The organism is Streptomyces sp. NBC_00090, assembly GCF_045160815.1.
Classification (GTDB): Bacteria; Actinomycetota; Actinomycetes; order Streptomycetales; family Streptomycetaceae; genus Streptomyces.
Genome location: NZ_CP108224.1, coordinates 8,196,719 through 8,212,074, shown reverse-complemented (window position 1 = coordinate 8,212,074; position 15,356 = coordinate 8,196,719). Strand labels below are relative to the sequence as shown.

Sequence of the window (15,356 nt, the reverse complement as noted above, 5' to 3'; positions counted from 1 at the left end):
ACCCGCCGCCTCACGTTCTGGAGCATTCGCATGGCCAAGGCCGATCTGGTCTTCACCCGCGGTCCCGTCTTCACGGTGGACCCGGCCCGCACCCGGGCGACCTCGCTCGCCGTCGTCGGCGACCGGATCGCGGCCGTCGGCCACGACGAGGTGCGCGAGCTCATCGGTCCGGACACCGAAGTGGTGGACCTGACCGGGAAGCTCCTGATCCCCGGTTTCCAGGACGCCCACGTGCACGCCGTGTTCGCCGGGGCGGAGCTGGCCCAGTGCGACCTGTCCGAGACCGTCAGCGTCCGCGACTACCTGGAGCTGGTCCGCGCCTACGCGGACGCGCACCCGGAGCGTGAGTGGATCACCGGCGGCGGCTGGTCGATGGAGAGCTTCGAGGGCGGGCTGCCGACCCGGCAGCTGCTCGACTCGGTCGTCCCCGACCGCCCGGTCCTGCTGTCGAACCGCGACCACCACGGCGCCTGGGCCAACACGCGCGCGCTCGAACTGGCGGGGATCACCGCCGCCACTCCCGACCCCGCGGACGGCCGCATCGAGCGGGAGCCGGACGGCACCCCCAGCGGCATGCTCCAGGAGGGCGCCACCGGCCTCGTCGGCCACCTGGTGCCGCCGAGCACGGACGCGGACCGCCTCGCCGGGCTCTACCGCGCCCAGTCGCTGCTGCACTCCCTCGGCGTCACCGGCTGGCAGGACGCGATGCTCGGCGAGTTCCACGGGCAGCCCGACCCGTCCGACGCCTATCTGACGGCCGCCCTCGACGGTTCGCTCACCGCCCGGGTGACCGGGGCGCTCTGGTGGGACCGCGAGCGGGGCTCCGAGCAGATCCCCGAGCTGGTGGCGCGGCGCGAGAAGCTGAACGCCGGCCGGTTCCGCGCGACCTCGGTGAAGATCATGCAGGACGGTGTCGCGGAGAACTTCACCGCCGCCCTCACCTCCCCTTACCTGGACGGCTGCGGCTGCGCCACCGCCAACTCCGGTCTGAGCTTCGTCGACCCCCAGGCGCTGCGCGGGTACGTGACCGAGCTCGACGCGCTGGGCTTCCAGGTCCACTTCCACGCCCTGGGCGACCGGGCCGTCCGGGAGGCCCTCGACGCGATCGAGGCCGCGATGGAGGTCAACGGGCGCCGCGGCAACCGTCACCACCTCGCCCACCTCCAGGTCGTCCACCCCGACGACCTCGCCCGCTTCGCCGCCCTCGGCGCCATCGCCAACATCCAGCCCCTCTGGGCGGCCCACGAGCCCCAGATGGACGAGCTGACCATCCCCTTCCTCGGTCCGGAGCGCGCCGCCTGGCAGTACCCCTTCGGCGATCTGCTGCGCGCCGGGGCCACGCTCGCGGCCGGCAGCGACTGGCCCGTGAGCAGCCCCGACCCGATCGCCGGCATCCACGTCGCCGTGAACCGCCGGGACCCGGACTCCGCCGACGCGCCGGTCTTCTTCCCCGAGCAGCGCCTCGACCTGCCGACCGCGCTGGCCGCCTACACCGCCGGGACCGCCCATGTGAACGGTCACGACGACGCGGGCAGCCTGCGCCCCGGCAACCTCGCCGACCTCGTGGTCCTGGACCGCGACATCCTCACGGCCCCGCCGGAGGAGATCGGCCGGGCCCGGGTGGAGCGGACCTACGTCGGCGGCCGACTCGTGCACTCGGTCTGACCGGGATGGGCCGGCCGACCGCGTCGTACAGAGGAGACCCGGATGTCCAGTCGGGTCGGGACGAGCGTCCCGAGCGGCTGCCGGAGGCCGTGTTCCAGGACGGCCACCAGGTGTTCGATGCCCGCCTCCGCGATCGCCTCGGGCCGCAGGCTCAGCGTGGTCACGGGTGGTGCGGTGTGCTCGGCGGTCACGTCCTCGCTCACGCAGACGAGGAGCAGGTCGTCGGGGACCGCGTATCCGTGGCGGCGTGCCGCCTCCAGGATCAGGGGCGGGCTCGCCTCGGCGACGACGAGGAGGGCGTCCGGCCGGTCTCCGGCGTCAGGCTGCCGGCCTCCGGCGTCAGACCGGTCTCCGTTGTCCGGCCGATCTCCGCTGTCCGCCCGGTCACCGCTGTCCGGCCGGTCTCCCCCGGCCGTCGGGCCGCCCGCCAGGGCGGTCTCGACGGCGCGCACCACCGGTCCGTTGCCGGGTTCCCCGACCCGTACGACCCGCTCCGGCAGGTCGTGCTCCGCACACCACTCCCGGTGGGCGGCGAAGACCTCGGCATGGAAGCGGGTGGTGCTGTCGGGCACGACGAGGACGGGCCTCCGGGCGCCCTGCTCCCGCAAGTGGTCCAGGGCGGTGCGCACGGCCTCGCTCGTGTCGACGTCCACCCAGTACGCCCCGGGCCGCCCCTCCACGGAACGGTCGCTGAAGACCGGGATCCCGGCGGCGAGCACGTCGTCGACGATCCGGTCGTCGGCGTCGGGGTCGGTGACGACGACGGCGTCGAGCGGCAGGTCGGCCCACTCGCTCTGCAAGGACCCGGTGGGCAGCAGGACCATGGCGTAGCCGCGTCGCAGCGCGGTGGCCGCCGTGGCCCCGGTCAGCCGGGCGAAGTACGGCGACTCCAGGAAGACCGAGTCGGCGTCGACCGCCTCCCCGACCACGAAACCGATCAACTTCGCTCTACCCGCGCGTAGTTGACGCGCGGTGGCATTGGGCCGGTAGCCCATTCTGCGCGCGGTCTCGCGGGCTTTCTCCCGTACGGCGGGAGAGAGCCTTCCGGTGCCGTTGAGGGCCGCCGAGACGGTGGTCTTGGACAGGCCCGCCTCGCGGGCGACGTCGACGAGACGGACGCGCGGGGTGGGTTCCGAGTGCTGCCCGCCGTGCCGTGATCCAGAGGTCATGGAGCGATGGTGCCACCCTCCTGACCTTTGCAAAACCGTTCCCGCAGGACCTTGTGCGGGAACGTTCCCGCATTAATACTCGCTCCATCCCCCCAGCGCCCGTCACTACACCCGTAAAGGGGTGGGTCTGCATGCGCATGTCGAGAACCATCGCGCTCCTCACCTGTACCGCCGCCCTCGCGGCCACGACCGCCGCCTGCTCCGGCGCGACGAAGCCCCAGGCCGCTCCCGGCGGCGCCGGCTACCAGGTCACCCCGACCTCGCCGCCGGCGAAGGGCACCCTCAGCTCGTTCACCTGGTCCCTGTACGCCGAGCCGTACACGCTCGACTACGCCCTCGCGTACGACTACCCGCCGAACACGGTGCTCGCCAACGTGTGCGAGCAGCTCTTCCGCGTCACGCCCGACATGAGGATCGAGCCCGGTCTCGCGGTCGCGTACAAGCAGCCCGACCCGCGCACGCTCGTCTACACCCTGCGCTCCGGGGTGAAGTTCCACGACGGCACGACCATGACCGCCGACGACGTCGTCGCCTCGCTCAAGCGCCAGATGGACCCGGCGACCGGCTCGCCCTGGGGTTCGGCCTTCAAGAACGTCGACGCGATCGAGAAGACCGGCCCGCTGGAGGTCACGCTCCGCCTCGGCAAGGCCGACGTCCTGCTGCACGAGCTGATGGCCGCCTCCCCCGGCACCATCGAGAGCGCCGCCTACCTGGCCAAGGCCGGCAAGGACTACGGCACCTCCAAGGGCGGCGTGAACTGCACCGGACCCTTCGCCCTCGACTCCTGGGACCAGGGCTCCGGCATCACGCTCAAGAAGCACGCCGCCTACTGGGACCCGAAGCTCTCCCCCAAGTCGGAGTCCGTCAAGTTCACCTTCATCGAGGACCCGGCGGCCCGCACCAGCGCCCTCCTGTCCGGCACCGCCGACGGCGGCTACATGCTGCCCACGTCCTCGATCCAGCAGCTGCGCACCAGCGGCAAGGGCACCGTCCTCTTCGGCCCCAACACCGCCGCCGCGGACCTCGCGGTCCTCGACCTCCACGGCGCGCTCGGCAACGTCAAGGTCCGCCAGGCCCTCTCCATGGCCCTCGACCGGAAGAACATCATCAAGGCCGCCGCCGGCGGTGTCGGCGTCCCCGCGAAGGCCCCCGCCGCCCGCGGCGCCTGGGCGCTGGCCCCGGAGAAGACCGCCGAGCTCTACGACACCCTGCCCGAGCCCGTGTACGACGTCGCGGCCGCGAAGAAGCTCGTCCAGGAGGCCGGGGCCACCGGCCGCACCATCACCCTGGCCACCAGCACGCTCGCACCCGAGATCAGCGTCGTCGCCAACGCGGTGCAGGCCGCCGGCCGGCAGATCGGCCTCGACGTCAAGCTGAAGTCCGTCGCCCCCGAGGCGTACAGCAACATCTTCGTCGACCCGAACGCGCGCGAAGGCCTCGACCTGGTCATCACCAACGGCTACGACAACACGCCCGACCCGCTGGAGTTCTACCAGTACTTCCGCACCGGGGACTTCGGCAACTACGGAAACTGGTCGAACGCCGAGTACGACGTCGCCTTCGACCGGGCCAACTCCGAGCCCGACGCGGCCAAGCGCGCCGAGCTGACCGCCGAGCTGCAGAAGATCGTGGTGCGCGAACTCCCGAGCATCCCCGTCTACGAGGCGCCCTACAACGTCTTCCTCGGCAAGCGCATCACCGGTGCCCCCACCGGCATCGCCCAGCTGTACTACCCGTGGGCCGCGACGATCGGGGCCGCACAGAAATGACCCGCTACCTCGTCGGCCGGCTCCTCGGGCTGGTGGCCGTGCTGTTCGTGACCTCGCTCGTGGTCTTCGGCGCCATCCACCTGGCCCCCGGCGACCCGGTGACCTTCCTGCTCCACGGCCGCCCCGCGACGCCCGAGGCCGTGGCGGCCCTGCGCACCCAGTACCACCTGGACGACCCGCTGGCCGTCCAGTACGCGAAGTGGCTCGGCGGCGTCCTCACGGGCGACTTCGGCACCTCCGCCCAGTTCCACCAGGACGTCACCGACCTCATCGCCTCCCGGCTGTCCGGCACGGCCCTGCTCGTCGGGTACGCGGCGCTGCTCGTCGCCCTCATCGGCGTGGGCTCCGGGATCCTCGCCGCCCTCCGTCCCGGTGCGCTGGACCGGGCGGTGCTCATCGGCACCGGCATCGCCACGGCGACCCCGTCGTTCGTCACCGCCATCGCGCTCGTCTCGCTGTTCTCGGTGCAGCTGGGCTGGTTCCCGGGCCCCGGCGGCACCCCGGCGGGCCTCTCCGACCAGCTGTACCACCTGACCCTGCCGGCCTTCGCCCTGGCGCTGACCTTCGCGGGACTGCTCGCCCGGGTGACCCGCTCGGCGATGCTCGACGAGCTGGGCCGCGAGCACGTCGAGGTGGCGCGCGCCCGGGGCGTCGCCGGACGGACCGTGGTCCGCCGGCACGTCCTGCGGAACGCGCTCGGCCCGGTCGTCACCGTCGGCGGCACGATGCTCGCCGGACTCCTCATCAGCACCTCGATCGTCGAGACCGCCTTCGACGTCCCCGGGCTCGGCTCCCTCCTCGTGTCGTCGGTGACGGCCCAGGACTTCGCCGTCGTCCAGGCGATCACCCTGCTCAGCGTGGCCGCCTTCGTCCTCGTGAACCTCGCCGTGGACCTGCTCGCGCCCCTCATCGACCCCCGGCTGTCGCTCCACGGGGAAGGCTCCTCATGACCACCACCACCTCCACGGTGCCGTACCGCAGGCCCGGTTTCCGCCGGCTGCGCCTCTTCGGCCAGGGCCCCCTCTTCACCGTCTCGGTCGCCGTGCTCGCCGTCCTCGTCCTGGTCGCCGTGCTCGCCCCCGTCCTCGCCCCGTACGACCCCGAGGCCCTCGACCTCTCGGCGAGCCTGGCCGGGACGAGCGGCGACCATGTGCTCGGCACCGACCAGTCCGGGCGGGACATCCTGTCCCGGCTGCTCCACGGCGCCCGCACCGGACTCCTCGGACCGCTGCTCGTCGTCGCCGTCTCCACCCTCCTCGGCACCCTGATCGGTGTGGTGGCGGCCTGGCGGGGCGGCTGGGCGGACACGATCCTGTCCCGCTCGATGGACATGGTCTTCGCGATTCCCGGTCTGCTGCTCGCCATCCTGCTCGTGACCGTCGTCGGCTCCGGGATGACCGCGCCGGTGATCGCCATGGCGGTGGCCTACACCCCGTACGTGGGCCGCCTCGTGCGCGGGATCGCGCGCCAGGAGAAGGCCCGTCCGTACATCGAGGCGTACCGGGTGCAGGGCTGGTCGGGGTGGACCGTCTGCCTGCGCCACCTGCTTCCGAACATCGCCCCGACGGTCTTCGCCCAGTCCGCGATGAACTTCGGGTACGCGCTGATGGACCTGGCGGCGCTCTCCTACCTCGGCTTCGGCGTGCAGCCGCCGACCGCCGACTGGGGCGCGATGATCAACGAAGGCCAGTCGGCCGTACAGCAGGGGGCGATGCTGCCCGCCCTCGCGCCCTCCGCGTGCATCGTGCTCGCCGTGGTGGCGTTCGGCATCGTCGGCGAGGGGCTCGCCGACCGGATCGCGAAGCGTGAGCGGTGAACGGCATGAGGGAACAGCGGGACACGACCCCGGTCCTGGAGATCGACGGCCTCGGGGTCCGGCTCCCCGACCACCGGGCCGCGCGGCCGATCCTCGACGGCGTCAGCCTGCGGGTCGGCCCCGGGGAGAGCGTCGGTCTGGTCGGCGAGTCCGGCTCCGGCAAGTCCGTGGCCTGCCGCAGCGTCCTCGGACTGCTGCCCGGGGGCGCGCGCACCAGCGGTGAGGTCCGGGTCGCCGGCCGGGACGTGCTCACCATGAACCGCACGGAACTGGCCGCGCTGCGGGCCCGGCAGGTCGCGATGGTCTTCCAGGACCCGCGGGCCTCCGTGAACCCGCTGCGCCGCGTCGGCGACTTCCTCACCGAGGGGCTGCGCGCGGCCGGGACACCGGCCGCCACGGCGACCGCGCGGGCCCTGGAGCTCCTCGAGGCGGTCGGCATCCGCGACCCGCGCGGCGCGCTGCGCCGCCGGCCGCACGAGTTCTCCGGCGGCATGCTCCAGCGGGTGGTCATCGCCGCCGCGCTCGCCTCCGAACCCGCGCTGCTCGTCGCCGACGAACCGACCACCGCTCTGGACGTGACGACCCAGGCCGAGATCGTCGGGATCCTCACCCGGCTGCGGGCCGAACGCGGCACGGGCATGCTCTTCGTCACCCACGACCTCGAACTGGCCGCCACGGTCTGCGACCGGGTGTACGTCATGTACGCGGGCCGGATCGTGGAGGCACGGTCCACCGACGAGCTGTTCGACCGCCCGCGCCACCCGTACACGGCCGGGCTGATCGCCTGCACCCCGGGCATCGAACCGGGCGCCCCGGCGCCCCGGCCCATCCCGGGGCGTCCCGTCTCGCTCGCCGAGGCGCCGACGGGGTGCGCCTTCGCCGCGCGCTGCGCCCACGCCCTGCCGCGCTGCTCCGCGGAGAAGCCCGCTCTCGCCCGGCACGGCGACGGACTCGCCGCCTGCCACCGAGCCGACGAAGGGATCACGCTGTGACCGTCTCAGCAACGAAGGCACCGGTCGTCGAAGGGCTGGTCGTCGAAGGCCTGTACAAGCGGTACGGGGACCACACGGCGGTCGACGGCGTGTCCTTCGCCCTGGCGCCCGGGTCCTCCCTGGCGATCGTCGGGGAGTCCGGCAGCGGGAAGACCACCACGGTCCGGATGCTCGTCGGTCTGGAGCGCCCGGACGGCGGCACCGTACGTCTCGACGGCCGGGACCGCTCGACGCGGCCCCGCGGCCGGGCGGAACGCCTGGCCAGGGCGCGGGAGATCCAGATGGTCTTCCAGGATCCGTACCTCTCGCTCGACCCCCGGATCACCGTGTCCGGCTGTCTGGACGAGGTGCTCCGCCTCCACACCGGTCTCGACGGGACCGCCCGCGCCGCGCGGGTCGCCGAACTCCTGGACCAGGTCGGGCTCGGCGCCCGCGAGGCCGCCGCGCTCCCCCGCGGTCTCTCCGGCGGGCAGCGGCAGCGCGTGGCGATCGCCCGCGCCCTCGCCGTGGAGCCCCGGGTGCTGGTCCTCGACGAGGCGGTCGCCGCGCTCGACGTGTCGATCCAGGCGCAGATCCTCGAACTCCTCGGCGCGATCCGCCGCGACTCGGGGATCGGCTACCTCTTCGTCACCCACGACCTGGCGGTCGTCCGGCACATCGCGGACGAGGTGATGGTGCTGAAGTCCGGTCAGGTCGTGGAGTCGGGCCCGACCTCGCGGGTCCTGGAGACCCCGCAGCACGCGTACACCCGGCTGCTCCTGAACTCGGTGCCCCGACGCGGCGGGTTCCCGGCGGGGCGGTGATCCGTGCGACGCGGTGGGGGTCCGTCCCGGGACGGACCCCCACTGAGCGTTCCGCTGCCGATGCGACCCGGTGTCAGTCGCCGAGGTGCCCGAGGACGGACCGCATCGCCCGCTCCACGGCGGCGCGGGACTCGTCGGTGGGGTCGACCAGTTCGAAGCCGTGGTGGCCGAGCGGCACGTCGACGACCTCGACGTCGGCTCCGTTCCTCGCGGCGGCGTCCAGGAACTCCCGGACCGTCTCCGCGAAGGCCGGGTGCTCCCGGCCGGCCCGGGTGAGGACGATCGGCGGCCCGTCCGCCGAGCCCACCGCGTCGACGGGGCGGAACCGGGACTCCACCGCGCCCCAGCCGGGCAGCGGGGCGAGGGCGGGGTAGCTCGCCGCCACACACCGGAGCCATGGCGGGGGCGCGGCGAGCCAGTCCGCCGCCAGCAGCCCACCGGTGGAGAAGAACCAGAGGGCGATGCGGTCACCGTCCACGCGCGGGTCGGCGCGGACGAGCTCGACGGCCTCCGCGAGGTCGTCGGCGGCCCGCGGATAGTCGCCGAGACCGTACAGCCGGTGGTCCAGGGTCACCCCGACCGCTCCGAGGCTCGCCGCGTACCGGCCGTAGCCGAGGAAGAACGGCGTGTCCCGTGGAGTGGGCCGCTGGTCGGGGGCGATCGGCCCGCCGTGTACGAAGACCACGGCCGGCCGGGGACGTCCGGCGGGCTCTCCGGGCCCGTCGGCCTCCGGCAGGTGCAGGTCGACCCGGACCAGCCGCTCGCGCGGACCCTCGGGTACGTCCATGAGGAACGGCAGCAGATGCGTCGGCTGCTCGCGGTCGTGACCGTGTCCGTGTCCGTGTCCGTGTCCGTGTCCGTGTCCGTGTCCGGGCGCGTGTCCGTGACCGTTCTCGTGGTCGCGCGCGGGTGCGGTCAGCCGATGGCCCTCTCCGGCCGCCGCGCGGAGCAGTACCCCGGACAGCTCCGCCGGGGCGGAGAGCATCGGCCAGTGCCCGGTGGCGAGTTCGAGGAACCGTATCCGCTCGTCGGCGAGCGCCCGGAACTGCGGCGGGCCCGATTCCACCAGCATCCGGACCAGATCGACGCTCGAACCGTTGGCGGTGCACAGGACGCCGGTCGTCGGCAGGGCGTCGGCCGCGCCGGTCAGCCGGAGCGGCTGCGTCAGGGTCGCCGACGGCTGGGGCGCGGCGCGGCGCTCCAGCCGCTCCAGGGCCTCGGCGGGGATGCCTTCGGTGCTTCCCCAGCGGTGCCAGGTGCCGCGCGTCGGCGGCGGAACCGGTCCGCCGTGGACTACGGAACCGGCCCCCGTCCCGGTGCCGGTGCCGGTGCCGGTGCCGGATCCCGTCCCCGTCCCGGTGCCGCGCTCCAGGCGGGCCCTCGTCTCCGGATCGGGTACCGACCGCGCGGCCGCCTCGCCGTCCCGGGGAAGGCCCGTGTCCAGGGCGACGATCCGGGCGATCCGCTCCGGGCGCCGGTCGGCGGCGCCGAACACCGGATGGAGCCCGTAGCCGTGCCCCACGAGCACCAGCTCGGTGGCGTCGGTCCCGTCGATGAGCCGCACCAGCTCCTCGATGTGCGTCTCCAGGTCGGTGCCGGGCCCGCCCTCCCCGCCGCGCTCGCCCATGCCGGTGAGCGTCACCGGGTACGGCTCCGCGCCCGCCTCCCGAAGCCGGCCGGCCGTCTCCTCCCACACCCAGCCACCGGTGAAGGGGCCCGACACCAGCACGAACACCGTCATGATCGTCTCCTCGCGACTCCTGGGGTGATCTCCCGTCGTTACGCTAGGAGCTCCCTCTGGGGGAGGTTCAAGTCGTGACGGACGACGGTCTGTGGAGCATCGGGGAGCTCGCCGCGCGGGCGGGCGTCACCGTCAAGACGGTGCGCCACTACTCCGATCGCGGACTGCTGCCCGAGGCCGCCCGCAGTGGTGGCGGCCATCGCCGCTACGGACCGCAGGCGCTCGACCGGCTCCGGCTGATCCGCTCGCTGCGCTCGCTCGATCTGGGCGTGCCCGAGGTGCGACGGGTCATCGAGCGGGACGAGGCGCTGGAGGAGGTGCTCGCGGCGCGGCTGCGGGAGGTCGGCTCCCAACTGGCCGTGCTGCGCTGGCGGGAGGCCGCCCTGCGGCTCGTCCAGGACTGCGCGGCCGGGGAGCGCGCCGAGCGGCTCCGGCTGCTCGGCGCCGTGTCCCTGCCGCCGGACTCCGGCGCCCTGGTCCGGTTCTGGCGACGCGTCCTTCCCGCACGGCTGCCGGCCCGACTCGTGACGACGGTCCTCGACTCGGTGGTCCCGCCGCCTCCGGCGGATCCGACGCCCCCGCAGGTCCTGGCCTTCGCCCGGCTGCACGGGCTCGTCTCCGATCCCCGGCTCGACAGCGGGGAGTTCCGCCCCGCGCCTCCGCTGCCCGCCGGGGAGTACCGCCCGACGGTGCTCTACGAGGGTCTCGCCGAGGCGTACGCCCTGGCGGCGCGAGGGGTGGACGAGGCGCTCGGGGAGGGCGAGGCGCTCGACTGTTTCGTCGCCGCCTACGCGGCGGCCCTCGGCACCGCGGACACCCCTGCCTTCCGGCGGCGTCTCGTCGGTCTGCTCGCCCGGAGCGACGGCCCCGTGGTCCACCGCTACTGGAAGCTCGCCGCCGGTCTCTTCGCCCCGGGCGAGCCGGTACTCGGCGCCCTCCATCACCACCTCTCCGTCGCCCTGCACGCCCAGGTAGGGTCGCGGGCCGGCTGACGCCCGTCCGCATCGTGGGCGCCGGTCGTCCACGGAGTGGGCCGGCAAGTGGCGGATCTCGACACCCTCGCGCCGTCGTCGCAGGTCAGAGGCGTACGGAGGGTTCGTCAGGTGGCGCAATACTGCGGCAACACCACCCGGGCCCGTCCCCCGCTACGTTCCGTTCCATGCCAGCCGAACCCGCCTCCGTCGCCCTCCCGCTCGCCGCCGCCCGCCGTCGGCGCCTGCGGGCGGACCGGGCACGGCAGCTCGCCGACCTGCTGCGCCACCAGATCCTGGCGGGCGGCTTCCCCGACGGGGTGCTGCCGCTGGAGGACGCTCTCGCCGTGGACTTCCGGGCCAGCCGCAACACCGTCCGGCAGGCCCTGGACCTGCTGCGCGGCGAGCAGATCGTCGCCCGGCAGCCCGGGGTCGGCACGGTGGTGGTCTGCGAGAAGTACCCGCACGGCCTGGAGCGCCTCCAGGGTCTGGCCGAGACGCTGCACGAGCACGGCCGGGTCACCAACGAGGTCCGCACCGTCGGGCCCGTCGCGGCGCCCGGGCCGGTGGCGCACCGTCTCGGGCTGCCCGACCACGCGGACGTACTGTGCGTCGAGCGGCTGCGCCGCCTGAACGGGCTGCCGCTCTCCCTGGACCTGTCGTACCTCCCCATGGACATCGGCGCTGAGCTGCTCGGCTGTGACCTCGAGAACACGGACGTGTTCCGGCTCCTGGAGCAGCTCACCGGAGGTCCGTTGGGGCATGCCGAGATCACCCTCGAAGCCGTCAACGCCGACGCCCATTCGGCGGCGGTGCTCCAGGCTCCGCGCGGGTCCGCCGTCCTGATGCTGGAGCGGCTCACCCACCTGCCCGACGGACGGCCGGTGGACCTGGAGTTCATCCGGTTCCGTGGCGACCGCATCACGATGAGCGGCGTGCTCCGCCGCTCCCTCTGACCCCCGCCCCGCCTCCCCGCCTTCTCCCTCCCTCTCCCTTCCGTCCTTCCCGTACCCCCCTTCCTGGAGACAGCCGTGCCTCTCGTCCCCCAGCGCGCCGACGTGCCCGTGACCATCGACGAGTCGAAGTGCATCGACGGCTGCACGCTCTGCGTCGACATGTGCCCGCTCGACTCGCTCGCGATCCGCGAGGACAACGGCAAGGCGTACATGCACGTGGACGAGTGCTGGTACTGCGGCCCGTGCGCGGCCCGGTGTCCCACCGGTGCGGTCACCGTCAACATGCCCTACCTGCTCCGGTGAAAGGACCGACTCCCATGAACAGCAAGAGAATCCGCCCCCGCCTCCCGCTCGCCCTCCCCCTCGCCCTCCTGATCCCGCTGGCCACCGCCTGCGGCGGCGCGGCCGGTGCCGACGGCGAGGGCGGCGGGAAGACGGTCACGGTGACCGTCGGCTACCAGTCGAAGACCATCAACACCGTCACCGCCGGCACGCTGCTGCGCTCCCTCGGCTACTTCGAGGAGGAGCTCGCGGCCCGCGGCAAGAAGGACGGCGTCAGCTACCGGGTGGTGTGGCAGGACTACGCGACCGGGGCCCCCATCACCGCGCAGATGACCGCGGGGAAGATCGACATCGGCTCGATGGGCGACTTCCCGCTGCTGATCAACGCGGCGCGCGGCGTCCAGCTCAAGGAGCCGACGCGGCTGGTCTCGGTCACCGGCTACAACCCCCGCGGCGGGCTCAACACCGTCGTGACAGCGCCCGGTTCGCCCCTCCGCTCGCTCTCCGACCTGCGCGGCAGGAAGGTGTCCACCAGCGTCGGATCGGCGGCCGACGGAACGCTCGTACGAGCCCTCCAACGCGCGGGAATCGACCCGGACAAGGGCATCAGGAAGCTCAACCAGCAGCCCAGCGTGGGGGCTTCGGCGCTGGCCTCGGGCAGTGTCGACGCGCTGTCCCAGTTCGTGGCCTGGCCCGGCCTCCTCGCCTTCCAGGGCCGCGCCACCGCCCTGTACGACGGGGCCGAGCTGAACCTGCCGACCTTCCACGGCGTGACCGTCCGGGAGGGCTTCGCGAAGCGGCGGCCCGGGGTCCTCGACGACTTCCTGCGGGCCCAGCGACGGGCCACCGACCAGCTGCGCGCCCGACCGGTCGCCGCCGCCGAGTCGGTGGCGAAGGAGACCGGACTCCCCGCCGAGGTGGTCTACCTCTACAACGGCGCCCAGGGCATCGCCACCTTCGACCCGGCCCTCCGCCCGGAGCTGATCGCCGCGCTGAAGGACGACGTGTCGGTGCTGAAGGCCGCCGGCCTGGTGAAGGAGGTCGACGTGGACGCCTTCGTCGATCCGGCACCGCTGCGCCGGGCGGTCAAGGACCCCGCCTACCCGAAGGCGGGCGCGGCCAGGTCCGAGCTCTGGCTGAAGGGCCGGAGCGCGACCCTGACGTTCGCGACGCCCGGAGAGCTTCTGAAGGCCGTCGGAGAGGCGGGCGAGGGAACGGTGCGGGCCGCGTACGTGCCGGACGCGGTGACCGGGACGCTCTGGTTCGCCGACCGGGCGGTGTGGGTCACGGACGGTTCGGGCCCGCGCGCCTTCGTCACCCGGGCGGGGGCCGAGCGGTACGTCTCCGGTCACGCCGGTGCCCGGATCGTCGGGTACGCGGACGCCCTGCGGGCCGCGTCGTGAGCGCGGGCCGCGCCGTGAGCTCGGACCGCGTGGTGAGCTCGGACCGCGTGGTGAGCTCGGGTCGCGTGGTGAGCTCGGGTCGCGCCGTGAGCTGGGGCCGTCGGCTGCTGCGGGTCGCCTCGCTCGCCGCCGCCCTCGGGCTGTGGCAGCTGCTGACCTCCCTCGACGTCACCCTGTGGCTGCGGTTCGAGCAGTTCCCCACGGTCGGGGAGGTGGCCGCCGCGCTCGCCGACCGGCTCGGCACCGGCGCGTACTGGCAGGACCTCGGCCACAGTCTGCGGCGGATCGCGGTCGGCTTCGTCCTCGCCGCGGTGCTCGGCGTGGCGGCCGGGACGGCCGTCGCCCGTTCCCGGTGGGCCGCCGACCTGCTCGGCCCGCTGGTGGAGGTGGCGCGGCCGGTGCCGGCCATCGCCCTGGTACCGGTGGCGATCCTGCTGCTGCCCACCAACGAGCAGGGCATCGTCTTCATCACCTTCACGGCGGCCTTCTTCCCCGTGCTCGTGTCGACCCGTCACGCGGTGCGGGCGCTCGCTCCGGCGTGGGAGGAGGCCGTGCTCACGATGGGCGGCGGCCGGCTCCGGGTGCTGTTCTCCGTGGTGCTGCCGGGGGCCCTGCCGGGGATCTTCGGCGGCCTCTCGGTCGGCATCGGCGTCTCGTGGATCTGTGTGATCTCGGCGGAGATGATCTCCGGCGAGTACGGGGTGGGCTACCGCACCTGGCAGGACTACACGGTCGTCGACTACCCGGGAGTGTTCGTCGGCATGGCCACCATCGGCGCCCTCGGCTGGCTCACCTCCACCGCGGTCGAGGTGCTCGGCGGGCGCGTCACCGCCTGGCTCCCCCGCCCGGCCGCGCGCGGAGCCGCGGGCCCCGCCCGTGTGCCCGGCGGCGCCCCTGCCGCGGCCTTCCGCCGCACCCCCGTTCCCGCCCCCGCCCCCCTGGCCGAGAAGGAGCCGGTGTCATGAGCACCGTGAGCCCGCCCACCGCGTCCACGTCGACCGCGTCCACGTCGACCGGCGCGTCCACGTCGACCGGCGCGTCCACGTCGACCGGCGCGGAACTCGCCCTGGACGGCGTCCGGCTCGGCCACCCGGGCGGCGCGGCCGTGTCCGGCCCCGTCGACCTGCGGATCCCGCCCGGCGAACTGCTGACCGTGGTCGGTCCCTCCGGCTGCGGCAAGACGACGCTGCTGCGGACCCTCGCCGGGCTGCTGCCCCCGCTCGCCGGGCGGGTCACCCAGGACGGGCGGCCGGTCGTCCGGCCGGGTGCCGACCGGGCGCTGGTCTTCCAGCACGACGCCCTGCTGCCCTGGCGGTCGGTCCGCGCCAACGTCGAGCTGCCGCTGGCGATCCGCCGGGTCCCCCGGGCCGAGCGGCGGCGCTCCGCCGAGGAGTGGCTGGAGCGGATCGGGCTCGCCGGGCACGCGCACAGGCTGCCGCACCAGCTGTCCGGCGGGCAGCGGCAGCGCGTACAGCTGGCCCGCGCCCTGGCCGGCCGCCCCCGCGCGGTCCTGATGGACGAGCCGTTCGGCGCGCTGGACGCGCAGACGCGCGCCGGGATGCAGGACCTTCTCGTGGAGATCCTGCGCGGCACGGGCGCGACCGTCGTCTTCGTCACCCACGACGTCGACGAGGCCCTCCATCTGGGCGACCGGGTCGCCCTGTTCGCGTCCGGGGAGGTCCTGGACGTGCCGCACCCGCGGTCGCGGGAGGCCCGCTCCAATCCGGCCACGGTCGCGCTGCGCCGCCGCGTCCTCGACTCCCTCTGAAACCCCACCGGCAGTTCCCTG

The 15,356-nt window shown here is 73.8% G+C and carries 14 protein-coding genes; 12 read left to right on the top strand and 2 right to left on the bottom strand.

What is annotated here, in order from left to right; genetic code table 11:
* The first annotated feature begins 30 nt into the window (after positions 1-30).
* Positions 31-1,665: an amidohydrolase gene (locus tag OG361_RS36525; RefSeq protein ID WP_405860536.1), complete on the top strand. Its 1,635-nt coding sequence runs from the start codon at positions 31-33 to the stop codon at positions 1,663-1,665.
* Here the strand turns inward: OG361_RS36525 and OG361_RS36520 are convergent.
* Positions 1,632-2,834: a LacI family DNA-binding transcriptional regulator gene (locus OG361_RS36520; protein WP_405860534.1), complete on the bottom strand. Its 1,203-nt coding sequence runs from the start codon at positions 2,832-2,834 to the stop codon at positions 1,632-1,634. The two genes, OG361_RS36525 and OG361_RS36520, sit on opposite strands and share 34 nt — an antisense overlap.
* Positions 2,835-2,965: 131 nt before the next feature.
* Between OG361_RS36520 and OG361_RS36515 the strand changes: the two genes are divergently transcribed.
* From OG361_RS36515 to OG361_RS36495, 5 genes are read left to right on the top strand one after another with little or no spacing between them, the layout of a single operon-like run.
* Positions 2,966-4,603 (top strand): ABC transporter substrate-binding protein, encoded by a 1,638-nt coding sequence (locus OG361_RS36515; RefSeq protein WP_405860532.1) that lies wholly within the window; start codon positions 2,966-2,968, stop codon positions 4,601-4,603.
* Positions 4,600-5,553, top strand: a complete 954-nt coding sequence (locus OG361_RS36510) for an ABC transporter permease (protein ID WP_405860530.1) — start codon at positions 4,600-4,602, stop codon at positions 5,551-5,553. Before OG361_RS36515 ends, OG361_RS36510 begins: the two co-directional genes overlap by 4 nt.
* Positions 5,550-6,419, top strand: coding sequence for an ABC transporter permease (locus OG361_RS36505; RefSeq protein ID WP_405860528.1), 870 nt, complete (start codon positions 5,550-5,552; stop codon positions 6,417-6,419). Before OG361_RS36510 ends, OG361_RS36505 begins: the two co-directional genes overlap by 4 nt.
* Positions 6,420-6,424: 5 nt before the next feature.
* On the top strand, positions 6,425-7,411 hold the full coding sequence (locus OG361_RS36500; RefSeq protein WP_405860526.1) for an ABC transporter ATP-binding protein: 987 nt from the start codon (positions 6,425-6,427) through the stop codon (positions 7,409-7,411).
* Positions 7,408-8,214, top strand: a complete 807-nt coding sequence (locus tag OG361_RS36495) for an ABC transporter ATP-binding protein (RefSeq protein ID WP_405860524.1) — start codon at positions 7,408-7,410, stop codon at positions 8,212-8,214. The genes OG361_RS36500 and OG361_RS36495 overlap by 4 nt, the downstream gene beginning before the upstream one ends.
* A 73-nt stretch (positions 8,215-8,287) precedes the next feature.
* Here OG361_RS36495 and OG361_RS36490 read toward each other — a convergent pair whose 3' ends face one another.
* On the bottom strand, positions 8,288-9,955 hold the full coding sequence (locus OG361_RS36490; RefSeq protein WP_405860522.1) for a dienelactone hydrolase family protein: 1,668 nt from the start codon (positions 9,953-9,955) through the stop codon (positions 8,288-8,290).
* Between the two features lie 74 nt (positions 9,956-10,029).
* Between OG361_RS36490 and OG361_RS36485 the strand changes: the two genes are divergently transcribed.
* The 6 genes from OG361_RS36485 (at position 10,030) to OG361_RS36460 (ending at position 15,335) form a co-directional block, all read left to right on the top strand.
* Entirely contained in the window at positions 10,030-10,947 is a 918-nt protein-coding gene (locus tag OG361_RS36485; RefSeq protein ID WP_405860520.1) for a MerR family transcriptional regulator, read from the top strand.
* Positions 10,948-11,114: 167 nt separating this feature from the next.
* Positions 11,115-11,882 carry a GntR family transcriptional regulator gene (locus OG361_RS36480; protein WP_405860518.1) on the top strand — a complete coding sequence of 256 codons (768 nt, stop codon included), beginning with the start codon at positions 11,115-11,117 and terminating at the stop codon, positions 11,880-11,882.
* A gap of 75 nt (positions 11,883-11,957) precedes the next feature.
* Positions 11,958-12,185 carry a ferredoxin family protein gene (locus OG361_RS36475; RefSeq protein ID WP_125741086.1) on the top strand — a complete coding sequence of 76 codons (228 nt, stop codon included), beginning with the start codon at positions 11,958-11,960 and terminating at the stop codon, positions 12,183-12,185.
* Positions 12,186-12,199: 14 nt separating this feature from the next.
* Entirely contained in the window at positions 12,200-13,567 is a 1,368-nt protein-coding gene (locus tag OG361_RS36470; RefSeq protein ID WP_405860516.1) for an ABC transporter substrate-binding protein, read from the top strand.
* An 86-nt stretch (positions 13,568-13,653) separates the two neighbouring features.
* Positions 13,654-14,532, top strand: coding sequence for an ABC transporter permease (locus OG361_RS36465; RefSeq protein ID WP_405860514.1), 879 nt, complete (start codon positions 13,654-13,656; stop codon positions 14,530-14,532).
* The gene (locus OG361_RS36460; protein ID WP_405860512.1) at positions 14,529-15,335 is read left to right on the top strand and encodes an ABC transporter ATP-binding protein; all 807 of its coding nucleotides are present in this window, start codon (positions 14,529-14,531) and stop codon (positions 15,333-15,335) included. The genes OG361_RS36465 and OG361_RS36460 overlap by 4 nt, the downstream gene beginning before the upstream one ends.
* Positions 15,336-15,356: the final 21 nt, after the last annotated feature.